The organism is Peptacetobacter hominis (assembly GCF_006861675.1).
Lineage (GTDB): Bacteria > Bacillota > Clostridia > Peptostreptococcales > Peptostreptococcaceae > Peptacetobacter > Peptacetobacter hominis.
This window is the reverse complement of the sequence record NZ_SGJB01000002.1, coordinates 115101-138884: the sequence shown is the minus strand read 5'-3', so window position 1 is coordinate 138884 and position 23784 is coordinate 115101. Positions and strand designations below refer to the sequence as shown.

The 23784-nt window shown below is 33.6% G+C and carries 20 protein-coding genes and 1 riboswitch; of the genes, 9 read left to right on the top strand and 11 right to left on the bottom strand.

Annotation, left to right across the window (positions count from 1 at the left end; all coding sequences use genetic code 11):
• Positions 1 to 287 precede the first annotated feature (287 nt).
• From rpoN to EXD82_RS01840, 6 genes are all read right to left on the bottom strand, one after another.
• Positions 288 to 1643 (bottom strand): RNA polymerase factor sigma-54, encoded by a 1356-nt coding sequence (gene rpoN / locus EXD82_RS01865; RefSeq protein ID WP_142535223.1) that lies wholly within the window; start codon positions 1641 to 1643, stop codon positions 288 to 290.
• A 170-nt stretch (positions 1644 to 1813) separates the two neighbouring features.
• On the bottom strand, positions 1814 to 2611 hold the full coding sequence (locus tag EXD82_RS01860; RefSeq protein WP_142535222.1) for a histidinol-phosphatase HisJ family protein: 798 nt from the start codon (positions 2609 to 2611) through the stop codon (positions 1814 to 1816).
• A 12-nt stretch (positions 2612 to 2623) separates the two neighbouring features.
• A complete protein-coding gene (gene hslO, locus EXD82_RS01855) occupies positions 2624 to 3499 on the bottom strand; it encodes an Hsp33 family molecular chaperone HslO (protein ID WP_142535221.1) in 876 nt (291 codons plus the stop codon).
• A 46-nt stretch (positions 3500 to 3545) separates the two neighbouring features.
• The gene (locus EXD82_RS01850; protein WP_142535220.1) at positions 3546 to 4292 is read right to left on the bottom strand and encodes a class I SAM-dependent methyltransferase; all 747 of its coding nucleotides are present in this window, start codon (positions 4290 to 4292) and stop codon (positions 3546 to 3548) included.
• Positions 4293 to 4372: 80 nt separating this feature from the next.
• Entirely contained in the window at positions 4373 to 5497 is a 1125-nt protein-coding gene (locus tag EXD82_RS01845; RefSeq protein ID WP_142535219.1) for an amidohydrolase, read from the bottom strand.
• Positions 5498 to 5536: 39 nt separating this feature from the next.
• Complete coding sequence (locus tag EXD82_RS01840) at positions 5537 to 6652, bottom strand: amidohydrolase (RefSeq protein WP_142535218.1); 1116 nt, start codon at positions 6650 to 6652, stop codon at positions 5537 to 5539.
• Between the two features lie 219 nt (positions 6653 to 6871).
• On the opposite strand from EXD82_RS01840, the gene EXD82_RS01835 reads away from it, so the two are divergent.
• From EXD82_RS01835 to EXD82_RS01820, 4 genes are all read left to right on the top strand, one after another.
• Positions 6872 to 7378, top strand: a complete 507-nt coding sequence (locus tag EXD82_RS01835; RefSeq protein ID WP_142535217.1) for an RNA polymerase sigma factor — start codon at positions 6872 to 6874, stop codon at positions 7376 to 7378.
• 5 nt (positions 7379 to 7383) lie between these two features.
• The gene (locus tag EXD82_RS01830) at positions 7384 to 8238 is read left to right on the top strand and encodes an anti-sigma-V factor rsiV (RefSeq protein WP_142535216.1); all 855 of its coding nucleotides are present in this window, start codon (positions 7384 to 7386) and stop codon (positions 8236 to 8238) included.
• 19 nt (positions 8239 to 8257) lie between these two features.
• Positions 8258 to 9112, top strand: coding sequence for a polysaccharide deacetylase family protein (locus EXD82_RS01825; protein ID WP_142535215.1), 855 nt, complete (start codon positions 8258 to 8260; stop codon positions 9110 to 9112).
• 188 nt (positions 9113 to 9300) lie between these two features.
• Positions 9301 to 10140: a polysaccharide deacetylase family protein gene (locus tag EXD82_RS01820; protein WP_142535214.1), complete on the top strand. Its 840-nt coding sequence runs from the start codon at positions 9301 to 9303 to the stop codon at positions 10138 to 10140.
• Positions 10141 to 10179: 39 nt separating this feature from the next.
• On the opposite strand, the gene EXD82_RS01815 is transcribed toward EXD82_RS01820, so the two are convergent.
• Complete coding sequence (locus tag EXD82_RS01815; protein ID WP_142535213.1) at positions 10180 to 13272, bottom strand: HEAT repeat domain-containing protein; 3093 nt, start codon at positions 13270 to 13272, stop codon at positions 10180 to 10182.
• Positions 13273 to 13430: 158 nt separating this feature from the next.
• A complete protein-coding gene (locus EXD82_RS01810; protein WP_142535212.1) occupies positions 13431 to 14627 on the bottom strand; it encodes an L-serine ammonia-lyase in 1197 nt (398 codons plus the stop codon).
• A 218-nt stretch (positions 14628 to 14845) separates the two neighbouring features.
• A riboswitch (Lysine riboswitch) is annotated at positions 14846 to 15014 on the top strand.
• Positions 15015 to 15154: 140 nt separating this feature from the next.
• Here EXD82_RS01810 and EXD82_RS01805 point away from each other — a divergent pair.
• The 5 genes from EXD82_RS01805 (at position 15155) to dapB (EXD82_RS01785) (ending at position 19697) form a co-directional block, all read left to right on the top strand.
• Positions 15155 to 16159 carry an aspartate-semialdehyde dehydrogenase gene (locus EXD82_RS01805; protein ID WP_142535211.1) on the top strand — a complete coding sequence of 335 codons (1005 nt, stop codon included), beginning with the start codon at positions 15155 to 15157 and terminating at the stop codon, positions 16157 to 16159.
• A 132-nt stretch (positions 16160 to 16291) separates the two neighbouring features.
• Positions 16292 to 17179: a 4-hydroxy-tetrahydrodipicolinate synthase gene (gene dapA / locus EXD82_RS01800; RefSeq protein WP_142535210.1), complete on the top strand. Its 888-nt coding sequence runs from the start codon at positions 16292 to 16294 to the stop codon at positions 17177 to 17179.
• Between the two features lie 18 nt (positions 17180 to 17197).
• Complete coding sequence (gene dapB / locus EXD82_RS01795) at positions 17198 to 17950, top strand: 4-hydroxy-tetrahydrodipicolinate reductase (protein ID WP_142535209.1); 753 nt, start codon at positions 17198 to 17200, stop codon at positions 17948 to 17950.
• A gap of 94 nt (positions 17951 to 18044) precedes the next feature.
• Entirely contained in the window at positions 18045 to 18764 is a 720-nt protein-coding gene (dapD, locus tag EXD82_RS01790; RefSeq protein WP_142535208.1) for a 2,3,4,5-tetrahydropyridine-2,6-dicarboxylate N-acetyltransferase, read from the top strand.
• Positions 18765 to 18938: 174 nt separating this feature from the next.
• A complete protein-coding gene (gene dapB, locus EXD82_RS01785) occupies positions 18939 to 19697 on the top strand; it encodes a 4-hydroxy-tetrahydrodipicolinate reductase (protein WP_142535207.1) in 759 nt (252 codons plus the stop codon).
• A 37-nt stretch (positions 19698 to 19734) separates the two neighbouring features.
• Here dapB (EXD82_RS01785) and hpt read toward each other — a convergent pair whose 3' ends face one another.
• The 3 genes from hpt to EXD82_RS01770 all read right to left on the bottom strand — a co-directional run bounded on the left by hpt (position 19735) and on the right by EXD82_RS01770 (position 23780).
• A complete protein-coding gene (gene hpt, locus EXD82_RS01780; RefSeq protein ID WP_142535206.1) occupies positions 19735 to 20274 on the bottom strand; it encodes a hypoxanthine phosphoribosyltransferase in 540 nt (179 codons plus the stop codon).
• Positions 20275 to 20487: 213 nt separating this feature from the next.
• A complete protein-coding gene (locus tag EXD82_RS01775) occupies positions 20488 to 21795 on the bottom strand; it encodes an L-cysteine desulfidase family protein (RefSeq protein ID WP_142535205.1) in 1308 nt (435 codons plus the stop codon).
• A gap of 203 nt (positions 21796 to 21998) precedes the next feature.
• Complete coding sequence (locus EXD82_RS01770; RefSeq protein ID WP_142535204.1) at positions 21999 to 23780, bottom strand: sigma-54 interaction domain-containing protein; 1782 nt, start codon at positions 23778 to 23780, stop codon at positions 21999 to 22001.
• Between the last annotated feature and the right edge of the window lie 4 nt (positions 23781 to 23784).

Sequence of the window (23784 nt, the reverse complement as noted above, 5' to 3'; positions counted from 1 at the left end):
TCAGTTCACTTTTCAATACCTTTTTTGAAAAAATTTTAAAATAAAGCATATTTTACATAGTCTTAAAATTGTTTATATATCTTTATTACAGGGTTTTATTGATATTCATTATAGATAAATCGTTTGCACAGATTGCACACTATAGTAACTATCAATAAATCTATATTTTGAAAAATTATTTTAACTTATACATATCAAAAAATACAAATAACCTCTGATTCAAAACAATCAGAGGTTATTTAAACGTTAAAATATCTAATTTTTATTCTGAATTATAGATTTCCCATCTAAAATTCTTTTCTTCTGCTTGATGATGGAATACCAAGTTCTTCTCTATATTTGGCAACAGTCCTTCTTGCTATATTTATACCTGAAACTTTTAGCATTTTTGAAATAGCCTCATCACTCATAGGTTTTTTCCTATTTTCAGAAGCAATTATATCCCGTATCCGACTTTTTATACCTGTACTTGATGTTCCCTCTTCATTTCCGGCAGTTTCTATAGCATTAGTAAAGAAGTATCTGAATTCATACATTCCAAAAGGAGTCAGCATATACTTTCCATTCACTCCTCTACTTATTGTAGATTCATGGAATCCCAGTTCATCCGCCAGATCCTTCATTTTCATAGGTTTAAGATATCTGCTTCCGCCAAGCATAAACTCTCTTTGCTTACTGGCAATCTCCAAGGCTATTTTCATAACTGTATTTTTTCTGCTCTCTATATTTTTCATAAGATTTACAGCTGAGTTAAGTTTTTCCTTTACAAATTCCTTTGCTTTGTCATCACTTTCACCGTTTTTTATTATATCGCTGTAGAATGTATTTATTTTAAGAGTATATAAATCCTTATCATTTTCCACCACAACCGGCTCACCATCTTCTATTCTTATAATTACATCCGGTTGTACATATACACTGCTTTCTGATGAACAGACTCTTCCCGGTCTTGGATCGAGTCTTCTTATTATATCTATATATTCTTTGCATTTTTCCAGACTTATTTTATATTTTTTTGATATATCTCTAAGTTTATTTTTTCCTATAAGTTCCAAATCATATTCTATTATATTTTTTAGTACTTCATCGTCTTCTCCCATAGATTCTATCTGTATAAGAAGACATTCAGATAGGTTTCTGGCACCAATTCCTGCCGGTTCAAGCTGCTGAACTATTCTAAGGCAGTCTATGTACTCCTTGAACGAACATCCTGCTTCCTTTGCAAGTTCTCTTTCATTTTCTCTTAAATATCCATCTTCATCAAGACTATCTATAATATAACTGCATATTTTTCTTTCTTTTTCACTTAAATCAAAACACCCTATCTCTTCCATAAGATAATCATACATAGTACCGGAATATTTCACCATATTCTCAAAATCTACTTCATTATCGGCATTGTATGCTATTTCATTTTTATCCTTTATCTCGGGAGTTCTGTCCATGTCTTTTATATATTTTTCCCAATCTATACCATCTTCATTTTTTTCAGCATCAAGAATAGGATTACTCTCGGCTTCATTTTTTATTTCCTCCTCAATTTCCGCTCTGCTCATATTGAGAATAGAAAGAGACTGTTTAATCCGCATATTCATTACAAGCTTTTGTGACTGATTTATTTCCAATCTGTTTTCAAAATACATTTCTATTCCCTCCGTATACAAATTCTTTGTGTTTTCAACATATTCACTATGATATTATTATATATTATTTTTTATTTGTACGGTATATTTTTTATTTATAAATCCTATAGATATAATATTTTATTTAATATAAAAGGCAGCAATATACATTGTATAATGCTGCCTTTTTATTATAGATTTTTAAATTCACATATCCTGTTTTTAAAAGATGATATATATTTGAATCCACACTCTCTTAACAATTCATATGTTTTTTCTATATTTTCTCCAACTCTATCAAATTTATGCGAATCTGATCCAACTGTTATTATTTCTCCTCCAAGCTCTTTATACATTTTTATAACTTCTATTCTTGGAAGAGTTATATTTCTATCTGGTTTTATAAACGATGTATTTATCTCTATTCCAAAACCTCTATCTATTATTTTCTTCAGAGTTTCGAATATATAATCACTGTATTTTGATATATCGTACTGTTTTTCCACGCCTTCAATCCATGAATACCTCTGGGCAAGATCAAGATGCCCAAGAACATCAAAATCTGCAGTACAAACCATTTTATACAGTTCTTCAAAATACATTTCATACATCGCATCGTACCCATGTTTTCTAAAAGTCATTCTAAGTGTATCAGAACCCAGATTATGAAGAGAACCTATTATAAAATCAAAATTTTTATCCTTTATAAATTCGTCTATATCTTCTTTTTTTCTGTGGCCCTCACCTATTTCAAGACCTTTTTTTATCTTTATTCCGTACTTTTCCGAAGCTTTTTTTATAGCATCTGAATACCCATTGTAATCAAAATACCCATAACTTGGGTCCTCTTCAAGTACGCTGAAATGTTCTGTCATATATATTTCAGATAAATTTTTTTCTTTTGCCGCCATAGCTATATTTTCTATTTTCTCATTTGAGTCAAATGAAAATCCAGAATGTATATGGCAGTCTGCTATATATTTTTCCACATTATCACCTTCCTACATATCAGAAAGTATCTCTCTAAGTTCATCCTCGTTGTAGTGATATTTTTCGCTACAGAACTGGCATGTTACCTCTGCCTGATGATCTTCCTCTATTATTTCAGAAAGTGCTTTTTTTCCCATCGCTATAAACGCTTTTTTGACTCTTTCTTTTGAACATACACATCTGAATCCAACTTCAAGTTTGTCAAGTATAACAGGATTAAGTCCTTCAAGTACAAGCTCAAGTACATCTTCAGGTGTAAGACCTTCTCTGTACATCTCTGTTATTGATTTTATTTTTCCTATGTTCTTTTCAAGCTGTGCTATAGTAGCTTCTGTAGCATCAGGCATAAGCTGAACTATAAATCCTCCAGCATGCTCTACATTATAATGAGTAGTATATACCCCAAGCGAAACAGCTGATGGAGTCTGCTCTGATACTGTAAAATAGTATGTAAAATCTTCAGCTATTTCTCCCGTGACTATAGGTGACATTCCGTTTACTGGCTCTCTAAGTCCAAGGTCTTTTATTACCTTTATAGTACCGTCGTTTCCTACAGCTCCTGCTACATTAAGTTTTCCATTTGGATAATTTTCAACTTCCACATCAGGATTTGTAACATATCCTCTTACATATCCCTGTGCATCTGAAGTGGCAAGTATTGTACCTATAGGGCCACCACCTTTTACTATTGCAGTAAGTTCATCGCCTTTGTTTTTCATCATAAGCCCCATCATAGATGTTGCTGTAAGTGTTCTTCCAAGTGCCGCTGTAGCAACCTTTGTAGTATTATGAGCTTTTCTTGCATCCTCAACCATATTAGTTGTGCGGGCAACAAATGCTCTTACCTCACCGTTTTCAGATGTGGCTCTTATAACATAATCTTTCATGTTTACCTCCATAATAACTTTTAGTATTTATAATCCTATCGATTGTTTATTTTCTGCAGACAAAGAACAGTCTTTCTGAATCCTCTTTTGGAGATTCAAATTCAAAATCAGAGTATACTTTTATATCTTCAAATCCTGAATCAGAAAGTATATCGATTATTTCCTCCTCAGTGTATGCTCTTTGCTGATGTATTTCCTCAAATCTATCGAATTTTCCATCTTCGTCCTTTACAAAGAAGGCCAGTTCCATTTCCACAAGATTTTCTTCCGGATCAAAACAGTTTCTCCACATATATGCCACGTCTTCTCTGTTTTCTCCGTATATATTGTTTCCAAGTATTTCAGACAACTTGTAGTATGAACTTATATCGAATATAAATATTCCACCTGGTTTTAGCAGTTCGTGCACCTTTGTAAATACATTTTCAAGATCGTCGTCGTATGTAATATAGTTGAAACCATCACATGCACAAAGCACACAGTCAAGATTTTCAACATCAAAGTCAAGTTCTGCTATGTCCTGCTGAAGAAGTACAAGTTCCACTCCTTCTTTTTCAGCTTTTTCAAGTGCAACTTCAAGCATTTCCCGAGAAATATCTATTCCGGCTATATCGTATCCCTTTTTAGTAAGAGGAATTGTCATATTTCCTGTTCCACACGCAAGTTCAAGTATATTCTGTACCTGTGCACCTTCTTTTTTTATTATTTCTTCTACATAATCGACCCATTTGTCGTAGTCTACATCGTTCATCAGTTCATCGTATATAAAAGCAAAATCTCTGTACTGTTCCATAAATTCAGCCGCTCCTATCTTTATTGAATATTAATCCCAAATAGTTATTATATCATAAATACAGCCATATATGAAAGCTACTACATATCAAGTGTTCCTTTGTATATAAGAAGTGTTCTATAAACATCTATTGCATTTAAAAGTATTTTTTCATCGAAATTAAATCCTATATTGTGAAGACCTTCAACATATCCTTTTTCCACATTTCTTGTTCCTATATTGAAGAAAAATCCGGGTACAGCTCTCTGGAAACATGAAAAATCCTCTGAACCCATCTGGGGCTGAACATCTACAACATCGTATTCAGAAAGCGCCTTTTTAAACTCTCTGTACATATCGCTGTCATTTATTACAGAAAGACAGTCGCTGTATATATCAACACTTACACTGCATCCGTATTTCATCTCGGTTGCACTGCATATAGCTCTTATCCTAGATACTATCTTGTCGAATACCTCATCTGTAAAACATCTGATGGTTCCCTCAAGTTTTACACTCTCTGCAACTATGTTTCTTCTCGCTCCACCTGTAACCTTTCCTATACTTATTACTCCGTTATCTATTGGACTTATATTTCTGGAAATTACTGTCTGAAGTGATGATATTATATCGGCTGCTATTATAATTCCATCTATACCATTCTGTGGCATAGCTCCATGTGCACTCTTTGATTTTATTTCTATATCAAGCTCTCCTATCTTTGACATAAAGAATCCATCTCTTACTCCTACTTTCCCCTCATCTATCTCGGGGCTTACATGAAGACCGTATATCTCATCTATTCCATAAAATTTCATTATTCCCTTATCTACCATTTCTTTGGCTCCACCAGGACCTTCTTCCGCAGGCTGGAATATGAAAACAAAATCATTTACAAGCTTATCTCTATTATCGTTTATGTATTCTATAAGTCCAAGAAGTATACTTGTGTGTCCATCATGCCCACAAAGATGCTGTACACTTCCATCTGGAGCTGTAAGTCCATCTATATCGGCTCTAAATGCAGATGTTTTTTTGGAATCTCTTCCCTTTATTATTCCCGCAACACCTGTTTCAAGCCAGCAGTCGTACTCTATTCCCATTTCTTCAAGGCATTTTTTTATATACGCAGATGTTTTAAATTCCTTTCTTCCTTCTTCTGCTATTTTATGAAGTTCTTTTCTATGATTATAAACTCTGTCTTTCAGATACATTATTTCTTCCATTCGCATATCCTCCTTTTAGATTTTTAACTTTTCTGTATTTTATTTTATAGATCCCTTGTATTCAAGAAGTGATATATACATATCAAGGGCATTCATAAATATTTTCTCATCAAAGTTGAATTTAAGGTTATGAAGTCCGTTTGTATATCCTTTTTCCTCGTTTCTGGATCCAAGCATAAAGAATATTCCCGGAACTTCCTCCTGATAATATGAAAAGTCCTCTGATATCATAAGAGGATCAAGTATCACCGCTCTATCTCCTGCAGCCTCCATGAACTCCTGATAAAGTTTTTTGTCATTGTTTACAGGATGATAGTCATCTCTTATGGTAACTTTTATCTCGCAGTCGTATGCATCTGCAACTCCTTTTGATATAGTGTTAAGTCTTTCTTTCATTAATTTATATATTTCAGGCTTGAAACATCTTATTGTACCTTCCATATGTACATGCTCAGCTACGATGTTTCTTCTTGAACCACCGTCCACTTTTCCTATACTTAAAACTCCATTTTCAAGTGGTCCAACATTTCTCGATACCACACTCTGAAGTGCCTGTATCAGAGTGGAAAATATTACAACTGCATCTTTTCCATTCTGTGGATATGCACCATGTGCACTTTTCCCATATATATCTATTTCAAAATCTCCTATCTGAGAAAGGAAGTATCCCTCTCTTATTCCTACTTTTCCCTCTGGTATTTCAGGATATATATGAAGACCATATATCTGATCAACGCCATAATGTTTAAGTATTCCCTCTTTTACGAGTGCCTCTGCTCCTCCAGGACCTTCTTCTGCAGGCTGGAATATAAACACTATATTGTCGTTTAAGTTCTCTTTATGATCATTTACATACTCTATAAGTCCAAGAAGTATGCTTGTATGACCATCATGTCCACAAAGATGCTGAACTCCATTTTCTGTCATAAGTCCATCTATATCGGCTCTGAATGCTATAGTCCTTTTTGGATTTTTTCCTTTTATCATTCCCGCAGTTCCTGTTTCAAGCCATTTATCATATTCAACACCCATTTCATCAAGTTTTTTTCTTATATAGGCTGCTGTTTTTACTTCCTTTCGTCCAAGTTCCGCTATTTCATGAAGTACCTTTCTGTGATTTGTAACCTTTTTGTCTAAATATAAATGTTCACTCAAAAGTACAACCCCCTTTTTATGTTAGTTTTTCTAATTGGTTAGTTTATATAATAGCACTATTTTTTTTGAAAATAAAGAATTTTATATACTATAAGACATTGAAACACTGATATTTAGCCGATTGATAAGCTCCTCAGAAAAATATATTATATATTTATAAAAAAAATAAAACTTTTTTAGCTTCCTATTACGTCTTATATATGAGAGGTGAATAAAAACATGAAATTGCTAAGCTTGGCCGCCAGAAAAAAAGAAAAAGCAGTCAGGGAATTCATTGTAGAAAACAGAGAATCCCTTTACCGCTTTGCATATACATACGTAAAAAACGAGCATGATGCACTTGATGTCGTCCATGACGCCATCTGCAGAATACTCGATAATATAGATTCTCTTAATGATATAGAAAATATAAAGCCATGGATATACAAAATCGTATCAAATACAGCAATAGACAATATCAGAAAAAATAATAAGTATATTACTGCTGTTGATAATATCGAAGAATCAGTTGAATATGATAAATATAAGGATATAGATCTTCATAGAGCTGTCGGGGAACTTCCTGACAAATACAAAATTATAATTATTCTCAGATACTTCGAGGATATGAAAATATCTGAGATATCCGATATTCTGGATGAAAACGAAAGTACTATAAAAACGAGATTATATAAAGCTTTATCAATATTGAGAAATAACAACTACATGAAAATATATAAGGAGTGATTGTTATGAGAGAACATAAAAGATTAGATAACATAAAAAAAGAATATATGAATATAGAAATTCCTGAAAATCTTGATTTTGTAGTAGATAAAGCTCTTAACAAAAACAAAAAGACTTCCAATAGAAAAATAATAAAATATATATCTACTGCAGCTGCATGTTTTGCTATAGTTGTGGCAACTGTTAATTTCAGCCCTACTGTTGCAGATGCACTTGAAGATATACCTGTAGTCGATAACATAATAAATGTTATTACATTTAAAAACTATAGAATAAATGAAGAGGGAGTTGACGTTTCAATAAAGGTTCCTCATATAGACGGACTTGAAGACAAAGAGCTTCAATACAAAATGAACTCTGAATTTGAAAAGCAGGGCAAAGAAATATATAACCAGTATCTTGATGAAATATCTAGACTAAAAGCTGAAAATAAAAAAGGCAATGAATCATTCAGCAGCTGGTATGAAATCAAAAATGAAAACAAGGATGTTATTTCACTTGTAGTATATAACTACAGTTCATCAGGATCCAGCAATACAGAAAGAACATTCTACAATATAGATAAAAATACAAAAACAGCGCTTACTCTTGAGGGTATGTTCGCTGGAACTGATTATATAGATGCAATAAGTGCAAATATAAAAGAACAGATGAGAAACAGAATGAAAACTGAAAATACAGCATTTTATTTTGTAGATACAGAGGATGGTTTCAAGTCAATAGATAAAAATCAGGACTTCTACATAAATGCTGACGGCGAAATTGTAATATGTTTCGACAAATACGAGGTGGCTCCTGGTTCTCAGGGTGTTTCTGAATTTACAATTCCATCATCTGTTACAGACAAACTGTTAAAATAAACGAAAGGAAATAAATATCATGAAAAACAAAAAACTTATAATTCTGATCCTGGCTCTTATTGTTCTTATCGGAGGAACAGGAAAAACAATATCTTATATGCAGGAACAGAAAAGAATAAAAATTGAGCAGGAAAAACAGGCCAAAATAGAGGCGGAAAAAAGAAAATATATGATAGGATGCAGCAATGATGCAAAACAGTTTTCCTATGATGCAAAAGAAATCGGTAAAAGACTTGATAGCTATAAATATTCAAATGACGGTAAAAAAATGGTATTCCTTACATTTGATGACGGAACTTCTACTACTGTAACTCCACAGGTGTTAAAAACACTTAAGGAGAATGATGTTCATGCTACATTCTTTGTTACAGGTTCAAATATAGAAAAAGGTGGAGAAAAGGCAAAAGATCTTCTTAAGCAGGAACTTGCTGAAGGCCATGCCATAGCAAACCATTCATATTCTCATGACTATAAAACACTTTATCCAAACAGAACACTTGATTTCAATGCATTCAAGGCTGATTTTGATAAAAACGATAAACTTCTTAAAGACATACTTGGAAAATATTTTTCTACAAGAGTTATAAGATGTCCTGGTGGACATATGTCATGGAAAGGTATGGATACTCTTGATACTTATCTTGAAAAAAATAACATGGTTTCAATAGACTGGAACTCTCTTAATCAGGATGCTGAAGGGCCAAAAAAGGTTGCTTCTCAGTTATCTGATATAGCTATAAAAGAGTCTAAAGATAAAGACATCGTAGTTTTACTTATGCATGATACATATGGAAAAGAAGAAACTGCAAAAGCTCTTCCACAGATAATAAAATACTTCAAGGATAACGGATATGAGTTCAAAACTCTGAGATAGCTTTCCGGCCTGATTATTCAGGTTTCTATATATCAATATTAATACCCACTTGTAAAGGGCTATGTACAAAAAGTACATAGCCCTTTACTTTTTTATTTGTCCTTAAATTTGAATTATCTATGAATTTATACTATAATATTCATGTAAATGATATTCACTAATATTTTATAAGGAAAGGTAGTCTTTTTATGAATAAAAAAATAATAATTGCAGCACTGGCAGTAGTTCTTGTTGCCGGCGGAATAAAAACTGCTTCATATCTTCATGAACAAAAGATGATTAAAATTGAACAGGAAAGAATTGAAGCTGAAAAGAAAAAATATATGATTGGATGCAAAAATGACGCAAAACAGTATTCATATGATGCTAAGAAAATAAATGAAAAACTTTCTAAGTTCGATTATTCTAATGATGGAAAAAAAATGGTATTTCTTACATTTGACGATGGACCTTCTACTACAGTAACACCTGAAATACTTGAAACACTTAAAGAGAACGACGTACATGCAACATTTTTTGTTACTGGAAAAGCTTTAAAGGATGGCGGAAAAACTTCTGAAGAACTTCTTAAACAGGAACTTGAAGATGGTCATGCTATAGCAAGTCATTCGTATTCTCATGACTACAGCAAGTTATACCCTAAAAGAACTCTTAACCTGAATAATTTTACTTCGGATTTTGAGCAGGCCAATCAGGAAATGAAAAGAATACTTGGAAAATATTTTTCTACAAGAGTTATAAGATGCCCTGGTGGTCATATGTCATGGAAAGGTATGGATGCTCTTGATGAATATCTTCAGGAAAACAATATGGTTTCAATAGACTGGAACTCCCTTAATAAAGATGCTGAAGGACCAAAGAAAAATGCAGCCCAGCTTGTTGAAGTTGCAAAACAGCAGTCAAAGGATAAGGAAATTGTAGTTCTTCTTATGCACGATACATATGGAAAAGAGGAAACTGCAAAAGCTCTTCCTGATATAATAAAATACTTCAAAGATAACGGATATGAGTTTAAGACTCTAAGATAAAAAAACTGTGTATCATATTTATGATACACAGTTTTTTATTTATTCTTTCATGTTTAAGATAAGACTTATTGACATCCTATCATTTTCCTTTTCGAGTTTTTTAATAATATTATCTACATCACTGTTTTCTGCAATATATGCAGCACATAGATATCTTACTTTTATGTCCTTATCTTTCAACATATCTATTATTTTTGTTTCATAATCATAAGACTTATTTTTTATCAGCCTCAATGCATCAACTGCCGCTGCTCTTACATCTGAGGATTCATCAGAAAGTAACTCTCCTATCCTTTCAACAGATTTTTTGTCTTCGAGTTTTCCAAGAGATATAACCGCTGATTCCCTTATATTACTATTTTCAGAGAATGAACACTCTCTTATATAGTCGATCATCTCATACATCTTATATTCTCCACATAAAATTATAATGTCTTCTATAAGTTTTTCATTTTCTGTATTTATTATACTTCTAAACAGTTTCTCCCTATCTCCTTTATATTTTGAAAGTATTTTTATAACTGTTCTTTTGTCGCCATAACCTCTTCTGATATATTCAAAAAGAAGCTCTGAAAGAAGTTTTTCCTTAGAATATATAGAAAGAAGTTCAATACTTCTGATAAATATCTCCTCGCTGTCATAATGAAGTGTATATTCGGCTATATCATCACACATTTCTTCAAACCCGCAGTATATAGCTATTTCTACAGGCATAACCGTATTATATTTATATATATTCTTTTTAAGGTATCCTGAAAAATCAACTTTTTTCAGGAATTCTACAAGTTCTTCTGCATAAACTGTATTTTCTGTTATAAGCCCATAAAGAGCATAAACACCCGCCATACTTTTCATTTTATATGCTGGTAGGCTCACATTTTTCTTAAGTTCTGTTTTATACTTATCTATTCTGTAATACATATGTTTTACCCTTATGAAAGATATTCCATATTTCAGAAGCAGATATATAAAAAATACAGCAACAAGAATATATATAGACGATATCACAGGTGTTTTTTCAAAAGATGCTTTTATAGGCACATTTACATATGTGTTATATGCAGATAAAACATTATCTCCAAATCCGTCTTTGGCTACAAAATTACCAGGCAAAGTTTTAAAATAATCTTTCAGTATATAGTATGAATCTTTCAGCCTTTCCGAATACTCCGGTTCATACCACAGTCTAAGTGTATATAAACCATTTTGACTGTTGTTTCCGATTGTTATTTTATCAGTCTGTTTCCATGATATTTTGTTATTCTTATAGAAATCATCCAGAATAAGTCCTGTTGAAGGATCTGATATATTTAACATTAGATATGGAATTCTAATTTCACAGAATCCATCACCTATATAAAAATCTGAAAGCGAATTATCTTTTTCTTTTCCATGTACAAGTTTTCCAGCATCAAAAAGCTTGGCTTTAACAGTTTCTCCTGATCCTGGAAGTAATATTTCATCACTTGTAAGCTGAGTCATCGATACAAAATATTTTGAATCAGGTTTTTCATATTCAGGATTTCTTCCAAGTATATCATGCGTATATGAGTACATATAGTACGTTGTATCGTAATATGAATGCACCAGAACCTCGGAATTATCCTTTCCATCAAGTACTATTATAAAATCGGCATCACATCCAAGGTCTACTCCATTGTAGTATCGGTATCCCTGATTATCTATTATATCTATTCCTATATATTCTCTATTCTCGCCTGTATATCCATCAACCATAAAATACAGGTATCCCTCATCATTGCACATATACACAGTATATTCATCATTTTCAAGAACTTTCTTTTTATCCCAATCTTTCTTATCTCCATCTATCTCTATATTTTCAGAGTCCGGGTCAAAAGAAAGAAGACCGTAATTTTCCTCACTTGTCATATAGTCTATCCATAACGGTCTGTGATCAGGGTAGTCAAAATCCATAGTATTCCATGCTCTTTTGAACCATTCATCCTGCCAGCTGAATACAAGTGCTCCCATACATTTCTCATCATATATGCTCTGTATAAGATATGATAGTACTTCCCCCTGTTCTTTTTCACTTATATATCCCTGATTATAATCTGTATAAGGGTTCTCATGTGTCTGCCCCCTTGATGTAGGTATTCCTACTTCTGATATAAGCACGGGTATATCATGGCAATTATTCAGCTCTTTTATATATTCTCTGTATGGATTTTCCGATTCTGTGTATTCCTTCTGATATACTATTCCCTCTGGATAATATGGGTACACATGGTATGAAGCAAAGAATCCCGCCTTGAAATTTTCTGTTGCCTTTATATTATCAACATCAAGAGTCTCCATATCTTCCCTTGGATCAGGTTCATTTGGATGACTCAGCGGATCAAGCGTTACCCAGTTGCAGAATGCCACAGGTACCTGTCTGTCGTATTTGTCTGTTTCGTATGTTATAAGTTCATCTGCTGAATGAGCAAGAAATGCTTCAAATGCTGTTGCATTTTCTGTCTTCACATATTTGCCGCTATAGCTGTTTCTGTTTTTATGTGTATTTGTATTTTGAACAAGTTCAGGCTCCCACTCTATTCCAAGAATATATCCAGTCAGATATTCTGATACATCGTATATATTATCATCACTTTTTCCATGAACTACATCACACTGTTCTTTTATGTCTCTTATAAAATGTTTTTCTATTTTGCTTCCTTTTTCATATACATCATTGTATTGAGATATATCCTTATCATTAAGATAAACACCCTGCATAAAGTAAAGTTTTTTACTGCTCTTTGAATTGAATTTTGCAAGTGCTTTATAGAAAGATTCCGGTTGCAGAGTATAGACACGTATAGTATTTACATTCATATCAGAAATCTGTTTAAACCATCTCATATACTCTTTTTCTGTAATAGCTTTATCTCCAGGAAAACTTCCAGGCTTACCAAGTCCTATGTTTACTCCTGTTACAAACATCTCCGACCATTTTCCATTGTCGTATATTTTAAAACTTTTATCTTCTGTTTTAGTAAGTATATCTACCCCATCTTCATTGTAATATATATCATCCCGATTTACTTTATATATACCATCCAACGAATAAAACAATATCGATAGTATAATCGAAAATATAAGATAACCTGTCAGTATTTTTTTCATAACTTATCTCCCATCACGGCTGCTTTATTTAAATTAACAGCTCTAAGCTAATTTTATACCCCTTTTTAATATAAAGCAACTTGTGTAAATATATATTCTATGATTTCATAAAAAAAGACTGCTGTAAAAGCAGTCCTTTTTATCAAATATTAATTCTTTTAGCAAGAGAAGAAATGTTTTGCAAGTCCACCCTTTGCAGTTTCTCTGTATTTTTCATTCATATCAAGACCAGTTTCTTTCATTGTTTCAACAACCTGATCAAGAGATACACTGTGTTCTCCATCTGTAAGAAGTGAGTATTTAGCAGCATCAAATGCTCTCTGCGCTGCCATGGCATTTCTTTCTATACAAGGTATCTGAACGTATCCATATACAGGGTCACATGTCATTCCAAGATGATGCTCAAGTGCTATTTCAGCAGCATATTCTATATGATCTATATTTCCGCCCTGAAGATATGCAACTGCAGCTGCTGCCATTGAACATGCAGCTCCTACTTCACCCTGACATCCAACTTCAGCTCCAGATATAGATGCATTTGTTTTTATTATATTTCCGATTATACCTGCAACTATTATAGCCTCATTTATCTGCTCATCAGTAAGCTTGTAGTAGTCCTTCATAGCAAAGAATATTCCAGGAAGAACCCCTGCAGAACCACATGTAGGTGCAGTTACTATTATATTTCCTGATGCATTCTGCTCAGATGCAGCTAGTGCATAAGCATATACTAAAGTTGAAAAATCTTTGTTTTCCTGATATTTTCTAAAGAAGTTTCCTGCTCTTCTCTTAAGGAAAAGTTTACCTGGTATTACTTCTTCTGTAGCAAGCCCCTCGTCTATTGAATTTCTCATTGCTTCTCTTATTGTGTTTATATGATCCATTATATCTGAATCCTCGTTTTCAAGAGCAAAATCTACAAGTGTTTTGTTATTTTCCTTGCACCATTTTACTATATCGTCCATAGTTGATAAAGGATATGTTTCTTTCACAGCTGACGTATTTCTCTTTCCTTCTTCAGCAAGTGATCCTCCACCAACAGAAAATACTTCCCACTCAGCAGTTACATTTCCATCTTTATCAAGCGCTTCAAGTTTCATACCGTTTGGATGGAATTCTTTTATTATATCTTCTCTCCAAACTATTTCAACGTTTTTAGGAGCTATAGTCTTTTTGATTATATAATCTGTAAGATGTCCCTCTCCAGTTGCAGCAAGAGAACCGTATAATACTGCTCTGAAACTATCTGCATCCGGATTTTCATTTTTAAATCTTTCTGCAGCTCTCTGAGGTCCCATTGTATGAGAACTAGATGGTCCGTTTCCTATTTTGTAAAGCTCTTTTAAAGTATCCATAAAACATTTTCCTCCTATATGTTCTAAGTTTTTTAAAATACATATTTCACTATTTAATCCTATAATACTATTATACCTAATTTTATCTCTAAAATCACTTTATTTAATATCACTTCTTTTATTCTTTTTTTTCCAAATTATCAAACAAATTTGTATATTTATATTGATTTTTTTCTTAATATGTATTATTCTTTTAGTTAACAAATTTAATATACTATGACCTGGGTAGAGGCGCCCGTATTATCAGTATTCAGCTTTAGTCGGCGGACTTTGAGGGCTGATGAAAGGAGTTCGGGCCGAAGAGCTGAGACTGCATATCTCATCTCTGGGACATCGGATAATATCCGTTGTACTGTCACTATCATTTAGTGTTGAGCTACAAGGTTTACTTTGGCATGAAAGTTTCCTGGACGTACAGAGTATTCCTTTGTACGTCTTTTATATTTGCTGAAATAAATATGCTTATATAACATGATTTCGGGATAGAATATTAAAAATATTGTATAATATTAACGAGGTGATTTTTAATGAAAAAAATAAATTTAGCAGTAGTTGGTGCTACAGGGATGGTTGGGAGAACATTCCTTAAAGTATTAGAAGAAAGAAACTTCCCAATAGAAAATCTATATCTTTTCTCTTCTAAAAAATCTGCCGGTTCAAAGGTTACTTTTGCCGGAAAAGAATACACAGTTGAAGAGCTTACAGAAGATTCTTTCACAGGAAGAAATATACAGATTGCTCTATTCTCAGCAGGAGGAGGAACAAGTGCCAAATTTGCTCCTATAGCAGCTGCAAACGGTGCTTTAGTTGTAGATAACTCAAGCCAGTGGAGAATGGACCCTGAGGTTCCGCTTGTAGTTCCAGAGGTAAACCCTGAAGCTATAAAAGAACACAAAAAAGGAATAATAGCAAACCCTAACTGTTCTACAATACAGGCTATGCTTCCACTTAAACCATTACACGATAAATATACAATAAAAAGAATAGTTTACTCTACATATCAGGCTGTTTCTGGTTCTGGTGTAAAAGGAGTTGAAGACCTTGAAGAAGGTATAAAAGGAAATCCTACAGGATTCTATCCTCATCAGATTTCATACAACTGCCTTCCTCATATAGATGTATTCCTTGAAAACGGATATACAAAAGAGGAAATGAAGATGGTAAACGAAACAAGAAAAATATTCGGCGACGATTCTATAAGAATAACAGCTACAACAGTAAGAGTTCCTGTTAAAAACGGACACAGTGAGTCTATAAACCTTGAATTTGAAAAAGAGTTTGACCTTGACGAACTTAAAGAAGCTATGGCTGCACAGGAAGGTGTTATAGTAATGGACGATCCTGCAAACAATGTATATCCTACAGCTGTTGAATGTGCAGGAAACGATGAAGTATTCGTTGGTAGAATAAGAAGAGACTTCAGCGTTGAAAATGGTGTAAACCTTTGGGTTGTTGCTGACAACATAAGAAAAGGTGCTGCTACAAATGCAGTTCAGATAGCCGAAAAAGCTATGGAAATGGGACTTGTATAATATCTCATTAATACAATAAATTTAAATTATAACATTCACCATAAACACCCTTATATACGATATAATATATACAGGGTAAATCCTTTCAAAGGCTTTTACCTTTGAAAATAAATATGAAAAGAGGTTGATTTTATGTTATTTAAAGGTTCTGCAGTTGCACTTGTAACTCCATTTACAGAAGACAATAAAGTGAATTTTGATAAACTTGGAGAACTTATCGAATACCATATAGAAAATGGTACAGATGCAATAGTTTCTTGCGGTACTACAGGTGAAGCAACTACAATGTCTGATTCAGAAATATTAGCTACACTTGAATATACAGTAAAAAAAGTTAACGGAAGAATACCTGTTATAGCAGGTACAGGTTCAAACAACACTATGCATTCAGTTGAGCTTAGCCAGAAAGCTGAAGAAATAGGTGTTGATGGACTTCTTATAATAACTCCTTACTACAACAAAGCCAACAAGTCAGGGCTTAAAAAACACTTCCTTACGATAGCTGAAAGTGTAAAACTTCCAATAATACTTTACAACGTACCTGGAAGAACAAATATGAATATACCTCCTGCACTTATAGCTGAACTTGCACAGGTTCCAAATATAGTTGCAGTTAAAGAGGCAAGCGGAGATCTTGGTCAGGTTGCTGAAATAGCATCTCTTGTTCCAGATGATTTCGCTATATATTCAGGAAACGACGACTCTATAGTTCCTCTTCTTTCAGTTGGAGGACATGGGGTAATATCAGTTCTTGCCAATGTATGCCCAAGAGAAACTCATGACCTTGTTATGAAATTCCTTGAAGGAGATGTAGAAGGTTCAAGAAAAATACAGCTTGAACTTGATGCTCTTATAGCTGCATTATTTATAGAGGTAAACCCAATACCAGTAAAAACAGCTATGAATCTTCTTGGATTTGAAGTAGGAAATCTTAGACTACCTCTTGATGAAATGGCACCTGCAAATCTTGAAGTTCTTAAGTCAGAACTTATAAAAGCAGGACTTAAAGTACAGGCTTAATTTATAGGAGGATATATAATGCTTAGAATAATGTCTACCGGATATGACGGTAAAATGGGTAAAATCGTAGCTGACACAGTAAGAGCTGACGAATCATGCGAACTTGCCTTTACTCAGGCAAGAGAGGCTGCCATCTGTGCTCAGGATGTAAAAATATATGAAAACCTTGCTGACTGCAATGAAAAGGCTGATGCAATAATAGACTTTTCTCATCACGCAAATCTTGATAACGTACTTGGATATGCGCTTAGAACAAAAACTCCTATAGTAATTGCTACTACTGGATTTAACGATGAAGAACTACAGACTATAAAAGATGCATCAAAAGAGATACCTGTATTCTTTTCATACAATATGTCACTTGGTGTAAATATACTTGTAAAACTTGTAAAAGAAGCTGCAAAACTTCTTGATGGATTTGATATAGAAATAATCGAAAAACACCACAACAGAAAAGTCGACGCTCCAAGCGGTACTGCTATAATGATAGCAAACGCAGTAAAAGAAGTTCTTCCTGAGTCAAACTTTGTAAACGGAAGATCTGGAAGAAGCTGCAAAAGACAGCCTGGAGATATCGGTATAAGTGCTGTCAGAGGCGGTACAATAGTTGGCGAACACGACGCTTTATTTGCAGGAGACAGCGAGACTATAACTATAAGTCATCAGGCACAGTCAAGACAGATATTCGCAAACGGTGCTCTTGCAGCTGCTAAATTTATAGCAGACAAAGAACCTGGATTCTATAATATGGACGATATGCTTAACAGATAATTTAAGATAGCATTTCTGTTTTAAATGTAGATTTTTCGGGTATAAAACAGGAATATTAATTAATATTCGATATGAAAGATAAGGAGATTTATACATGGTAAATTTAAATGACGCTTATGAAATAGCAAGATACATAAAAGAAGTTACTAAAAAAACACCTGTAAAGGCTTATGTAAATACAACTTCTGAAGTTGAATTCTCAGCTTCTGAAGACTACACAGTTTTCGGTTCAGGAAGCTCAGTTATAATAATAGGAGATTATGACGCTGTTCAGGCTGAACTTGACAGACTTGGAGATGCAGTTAAAGATGTTCATATGGAATATGACAGAAGAAACTCTGCTATACCTCTAAAAAATACTCTTCATGAATCTGCAAGAATAGAGCCAGGTTCTATAATAAGAGATATGGTTACTATAGAGAAAAACGCTGTTGTTATGATGGGTGCTGTTATAAACATAGGTGCTGTTGTAGGTGAAGGATCTATGGTTGATATGAACGCTGTTATAGGAGCAAGAGGAACTCTTGGTAAAAACGTACACCTTGGAGCAGGTGCAGTAGTTGCAGGTGTTCTTGAGCCACCTTCAGCAGATCCTGTTATAGTTGAAGACAATGTTATGATAGGTGCAAATGCTGTTATACTTGAAGGAGTAAGAATAGGTGAAGGTGCTGTTGTTGCAGCAGGTGCTGTTGTTACTCAGAACGTTCCAGCAGGTGCTGTTGTTGCAGGTTCTCCAGCTAAAGTTATAAAAATGAAGGATGAAAAAACTGCAGAAAAAACTAAACTTATGGACGATTTAAGACAGCTTGACTAATCGTACAAAATATAGCATAGAATTATTTATCCCGGCATGGAATATTTATATCCCAGCCGGGATTTTTATTATCTATCTCAACTAACTCTTTTTATAGCCTTTTTAATTCAATGATGATAAAATATTATTTAGGAGATATTTTCCGATTATTCTAATTTTTTGGAGGTATTTAAAATGCTTAAACTTATAGTATGTGGATATAATGGAGCAATGGGTAAAATGCTTAAAGAATGCATAGAAAAAACTTCAGATACTGTTTTAGTTGCTGGGGTTGCACGTTCTGCTCAGACAGGTACATGTGATGGAGATGTAAAACTTTTCCATACTTTTGACGACTGTGATGTAGAAGCTGATGCTGTAATAGACTTCTCTCATCCGGGAAATCTTGATGCAATGCTTAGATATGTAAAAAGAACAAAAACTCCTGTTGTGATAGCCACTACAGGATTCGATGAAGAACAGAACAAAGCAATTGAAGAAACTTCAAAGGAAGTTCCGGTACTTCTTTCTCACAATACTGCTGTAGGTGTAAATGTAGTTATAGAGCTTGTAAAAGAAGCCGCAAAACTTCTTGAAGGATTTGATATAGAAATTATAGAAAAACATCACAACAGAAAGGAAGATGCACCAAGCGGTACTGCAAAAATGCTTATATCTGCAATCAAAGAAGTTCTTCCTGAATCTCATGAAGTATATGGAAGATCTGGAAGAAGCTGTAAAAGACAGCCTGGAGATATAGGTGTAAGTTCTGTAAGAGCAGGAAATATAATATCAGACCACGATGTACTTTTCTGCAGTGACAGCGAAACTGTTACAATAGCTCACCATTCTCAGTCTAATGCAATATTTGCAGATGGCTCTATACAGGCTGCAAAATTCCTTATCGAAAGCCCTGCTGGACTATATGAAATGAAGGATATACTTAAATTCTAATATAAAAAAATCCCGCCTTAAAAGGCGGGTTATTTTATTATCTATCCTCGTCTGTTACATTGAATATATATGGTACATTTCTGAAATAATCACCACAGTCAAATCCGTATCCAACGACAAACTTATCCTCTACTTCAAAACCTACATAATCAGCTTCAAGCTCAACCTTTCTTCTTGAAGGTTTATCAAGAAGCACACAGCTCTTTATACTCTTTGGATTTTTGCCTTTAAGATATTTAAGTACAAAGTCCATTGTTGTTGCAGTATCAGTTATATCATCTACAACAAGTACGTCATATCCCTCTATATCTACTGTTACATCAGATGAAACTTTTACAGAACCGCTGCTTTCCTCTGAATTTCCATAGCTTGATGTAGTCATAAAATTAACTCTAAGTGGAAGATCTATACTTCTTACAAGATCCGCACAGAATATAAAACTACCTCTAAGAAGCGCAACTACCATAAGATTTTTATCTTTGTAATCTTTTTCTATCTGTTTCCCAAGTTCTTTTATTCTTGAAGCTATTTCTTCCTCTGTAAACATCGTTTCCCATTTTTTAGTTGTTATATCCATTTTTATTCCTCCGTATATTATATATAAAGAATATTTTATATTAATAAATATATTTTTTCAATAATATATCAAAAATATCACAATTATTCTCTATATTATTTTCACATGATTATTTATCAGATTATCTATATATTCTGTAATAAAAATCGGCCCGATGCCGAGTATATCATTCAGCACCGGACCGTTTATATAAATGAATATGCTCAGTAGTTATTACTGAACTTTATTCATTTCGTTCATTACATTAAGTATTACTTCATCTGTTACAGACATTCCTGCATCTCCAACACAACCTAAAGCTCTTACACTTTCGTCAACACTTCTACCAACTATACCGTTTAATGCTGGAACTATACATCCTCTCTTAGCTAAAAGAGCATTCTGAACTGCCGCTGATGAAGCTGTTGCTAGTTTACATGCACATCCTGGTTTTGCACCGTCGCATATCATTCCACTAAGGTCTGCTATCATATTTTCCATAGCTCCTTCTATCTGAGACTGCTCAGCACCCATTAACCATGAAAGACCTGCTGTACATCCTATTGCAGCTGCAACACCGCATCCACACATTGGAGAAAGTCTTCCTGTAAAGTTTTTGATATATGCAGTTATAAGGTGAGATATAGCAAGTGCTCTTGCTGTTTTATCATCTTCCTGTGGGCATCTTTCAACATATGCAGCTATTGGAAGTATCGCTGTAAGTCCGTGGTTACCACTTCCATTTGAACTCATAACAGGCATTTTTACACCTGACATTCTCGCATCTGAAGCAGCTGAAGTAAGCATCATAGCGTAGTTTACAAGGTCATCTCCAAGCTCACCATCTTTAACAGCTGTTTTTATTCCATATCCCATACCTACACCAGTTTTTTCTTTAAGACCAACTTCTGCCATAGCTCTGTTCATTTTTATACCTTCAAGAAGGAATTTTATATCTTCAAACTCCATACCTTCTACATTGTGAACTATTTCAGCAACTGTAGCATTGTCCATTAGAGTTTCTTTTCTTTCTTCTGCTGCGTTTTCTGAAGTCTGTTTCGGTTCGTTGTCCATTATAACTTCTCCGTCTTTTTCAAGATAAGTGAAGTTGTCATGTCTTCCTCTAACTTTTACAGTTACTTCGTGATTTTCACCTTTAAGATTTACTTCAAGGAATATTTTGTCAGTTGATTCAACTGGTTCAACTGATATTGCATTTTCCTCAAGATATTTTTCAGACTCTCTTACCTGCTCTTCTGATAAACCTTCAAGAACACTAAGTCCATCTTCTGATTTACCACCTACTATACCCATACATGCAGCAACTTTAAGTCCTAGTATTTTACTTCCTGGGATACCAACTCCCATACCATTTTTATATATGTTATGACTTACGTACATTCTGTTTTCTTTTACATCTTCTCCAAGAAGTTCTTTAGCTTTTGCACATGCAAGTGCTAATGCAACCGGCTCAGTACATCCAACAGCTGGTTTAACTTCATTTTTAAGCATTTCAACTAATTCTTTTCTTATATCTCTCATTGTGTACCTCCCAAAATAATAATCCGTTATATTTTACACTTATTAATAAAGCAATATATATGCCAATTTTGAAACAGTTTGAATATTTTTTGAACCAATTGAAAATACTATATTTCAGATCAACTTGTAAAATATAACTATATAAATCTATTATAAATTTTATATATTTTCTCTTTTTGATACAAAAAAATCTCAATATGAGATTATTGTCTCATATTGAGATTTCCTATTCTGTATTTTTCTATTTTTCTATATAGAGTTGCTCTGGATATTCCCAGCGCCTCAGCCGCAAGTTCCTTATCTTTTTTATAGCCGGAATACTTCTTCAAAGCCTTCATTATTTCATGTTTTTCAAGATCATCAAGTTTAACAACAATGTCATCATTATCTGATACATCAGAACTCTTTTTCTCAAACATATTTTGTGGAAGTATTTCCGCTGTTATAATATTCTTCTGAGCCATATTTACACAGTATTCTATTATATTCTGAAGTTCTCTTACGTTTCCTGGCCAACTGTAGTTTTCAAGAATTACAAGTGCTTCATTTTCTATTCCATCTACATCCTTGCCGAGTTTTTTTGCATAATCTTTTATCATGTGATTTATAAGAAGTGGTATATCTCCCTTTCGCTCTCTCAGACTTGGAAGTTCTATAGGTATAACATTCAATCTATAGTATAAATCCTCTCTGAATTTTCCTTCTCTTACCATCTTTTCAAGATTTCTGTTTGTAGCCGCTATCACTCTTACATCGATATATACATTGGATTTTGAACCTATTTTGTTAAGCTCTCTCTCCTGAAGAACTCTAAGCAGTTTTGATTGAAGATGAAGGCTCATATCTCCTATTTCATCCAGAAATATACTTCCTTTATGTGCAATCTCAAACATTCCCAGCTTTCCACCTTTTCTCGCTCCTGTAAATGCACCTTCCTCATATCCGAAAAGTTCACTTTCAAGAAGACTATCCGGTATCGCAGCACAGTTTACTGCTATAAAAGGATTGTCAACTCTATCGCTGTGATTATGTATGGCTCTTGCAAACAATTCTTTTCCTGTACCACTTTCACCTGTTATAAGAACTGTTGAAGTACCTTTCGCCGCTATAAGTGTTTCATTTTTTACCTTCTTCATTATGTCACTTTCGCCTATGATACTATCTATCATTATTCTATAGTCTTTATTCATCCTGTTATAGTTTTTTATGGTCTCTTTTTTATCTGTAAAGTCTATTACATATCCTTTAAGCTCTCCATTCAAAGTTATTCTGCTTATGTTGTATATGCCTTTTACAGTTTTTCCATTTGAAGTCTGAAACAATGAACTCATTTTTCCATTCTTCATTCTATCCGGTTCAGGTTTTTTTATAAATTCAAGTACAGAAAATACATTTTTACCAGTGATATCGGAATTTATCTCAAACATCTTTTCAAATTTTCTGTTGTACTTTTCTATTTTTCCTGTAATATCTATAGATACAACAGCCTTGTCCATATTGTCTACAAGTGTTTCCAGTTTTTTCTTTTCAAGATCAAGTTCATACGATTTTATAGCTGCCTTCAGCTTTCCTGATAAAAGATCCGCCATTCTATTAAGAAAATTAACCATTTCTTCTCCATTTTTTTCCATCATGGCTCTCTGATTTTCTGAAAAAGCTATAAGTCCAATAACTCCATACGCCTTTTCATCACACACAATCGGGCAACATATTTCTCCATATTCATTGCATCTTGAAAATCTATTGCACTCCTTGCATATACTGCTGTTTGACGGGTCATATATAGTTATAGTACTTTTATCCTCAAGAGATTTTCTGAATGCATATCCGTAGATTTTTTCACCTATTTTTTCTATATATTTACCTGTTCCAGCAATTCTTATAAGATTTTCATCTACTATTGTTACATCTATATTCAGCACAGATTCTATTGCATCTGCAATATTTTGAATATCACTTTTTATACAGCTAAGATCTATTATCATAAAT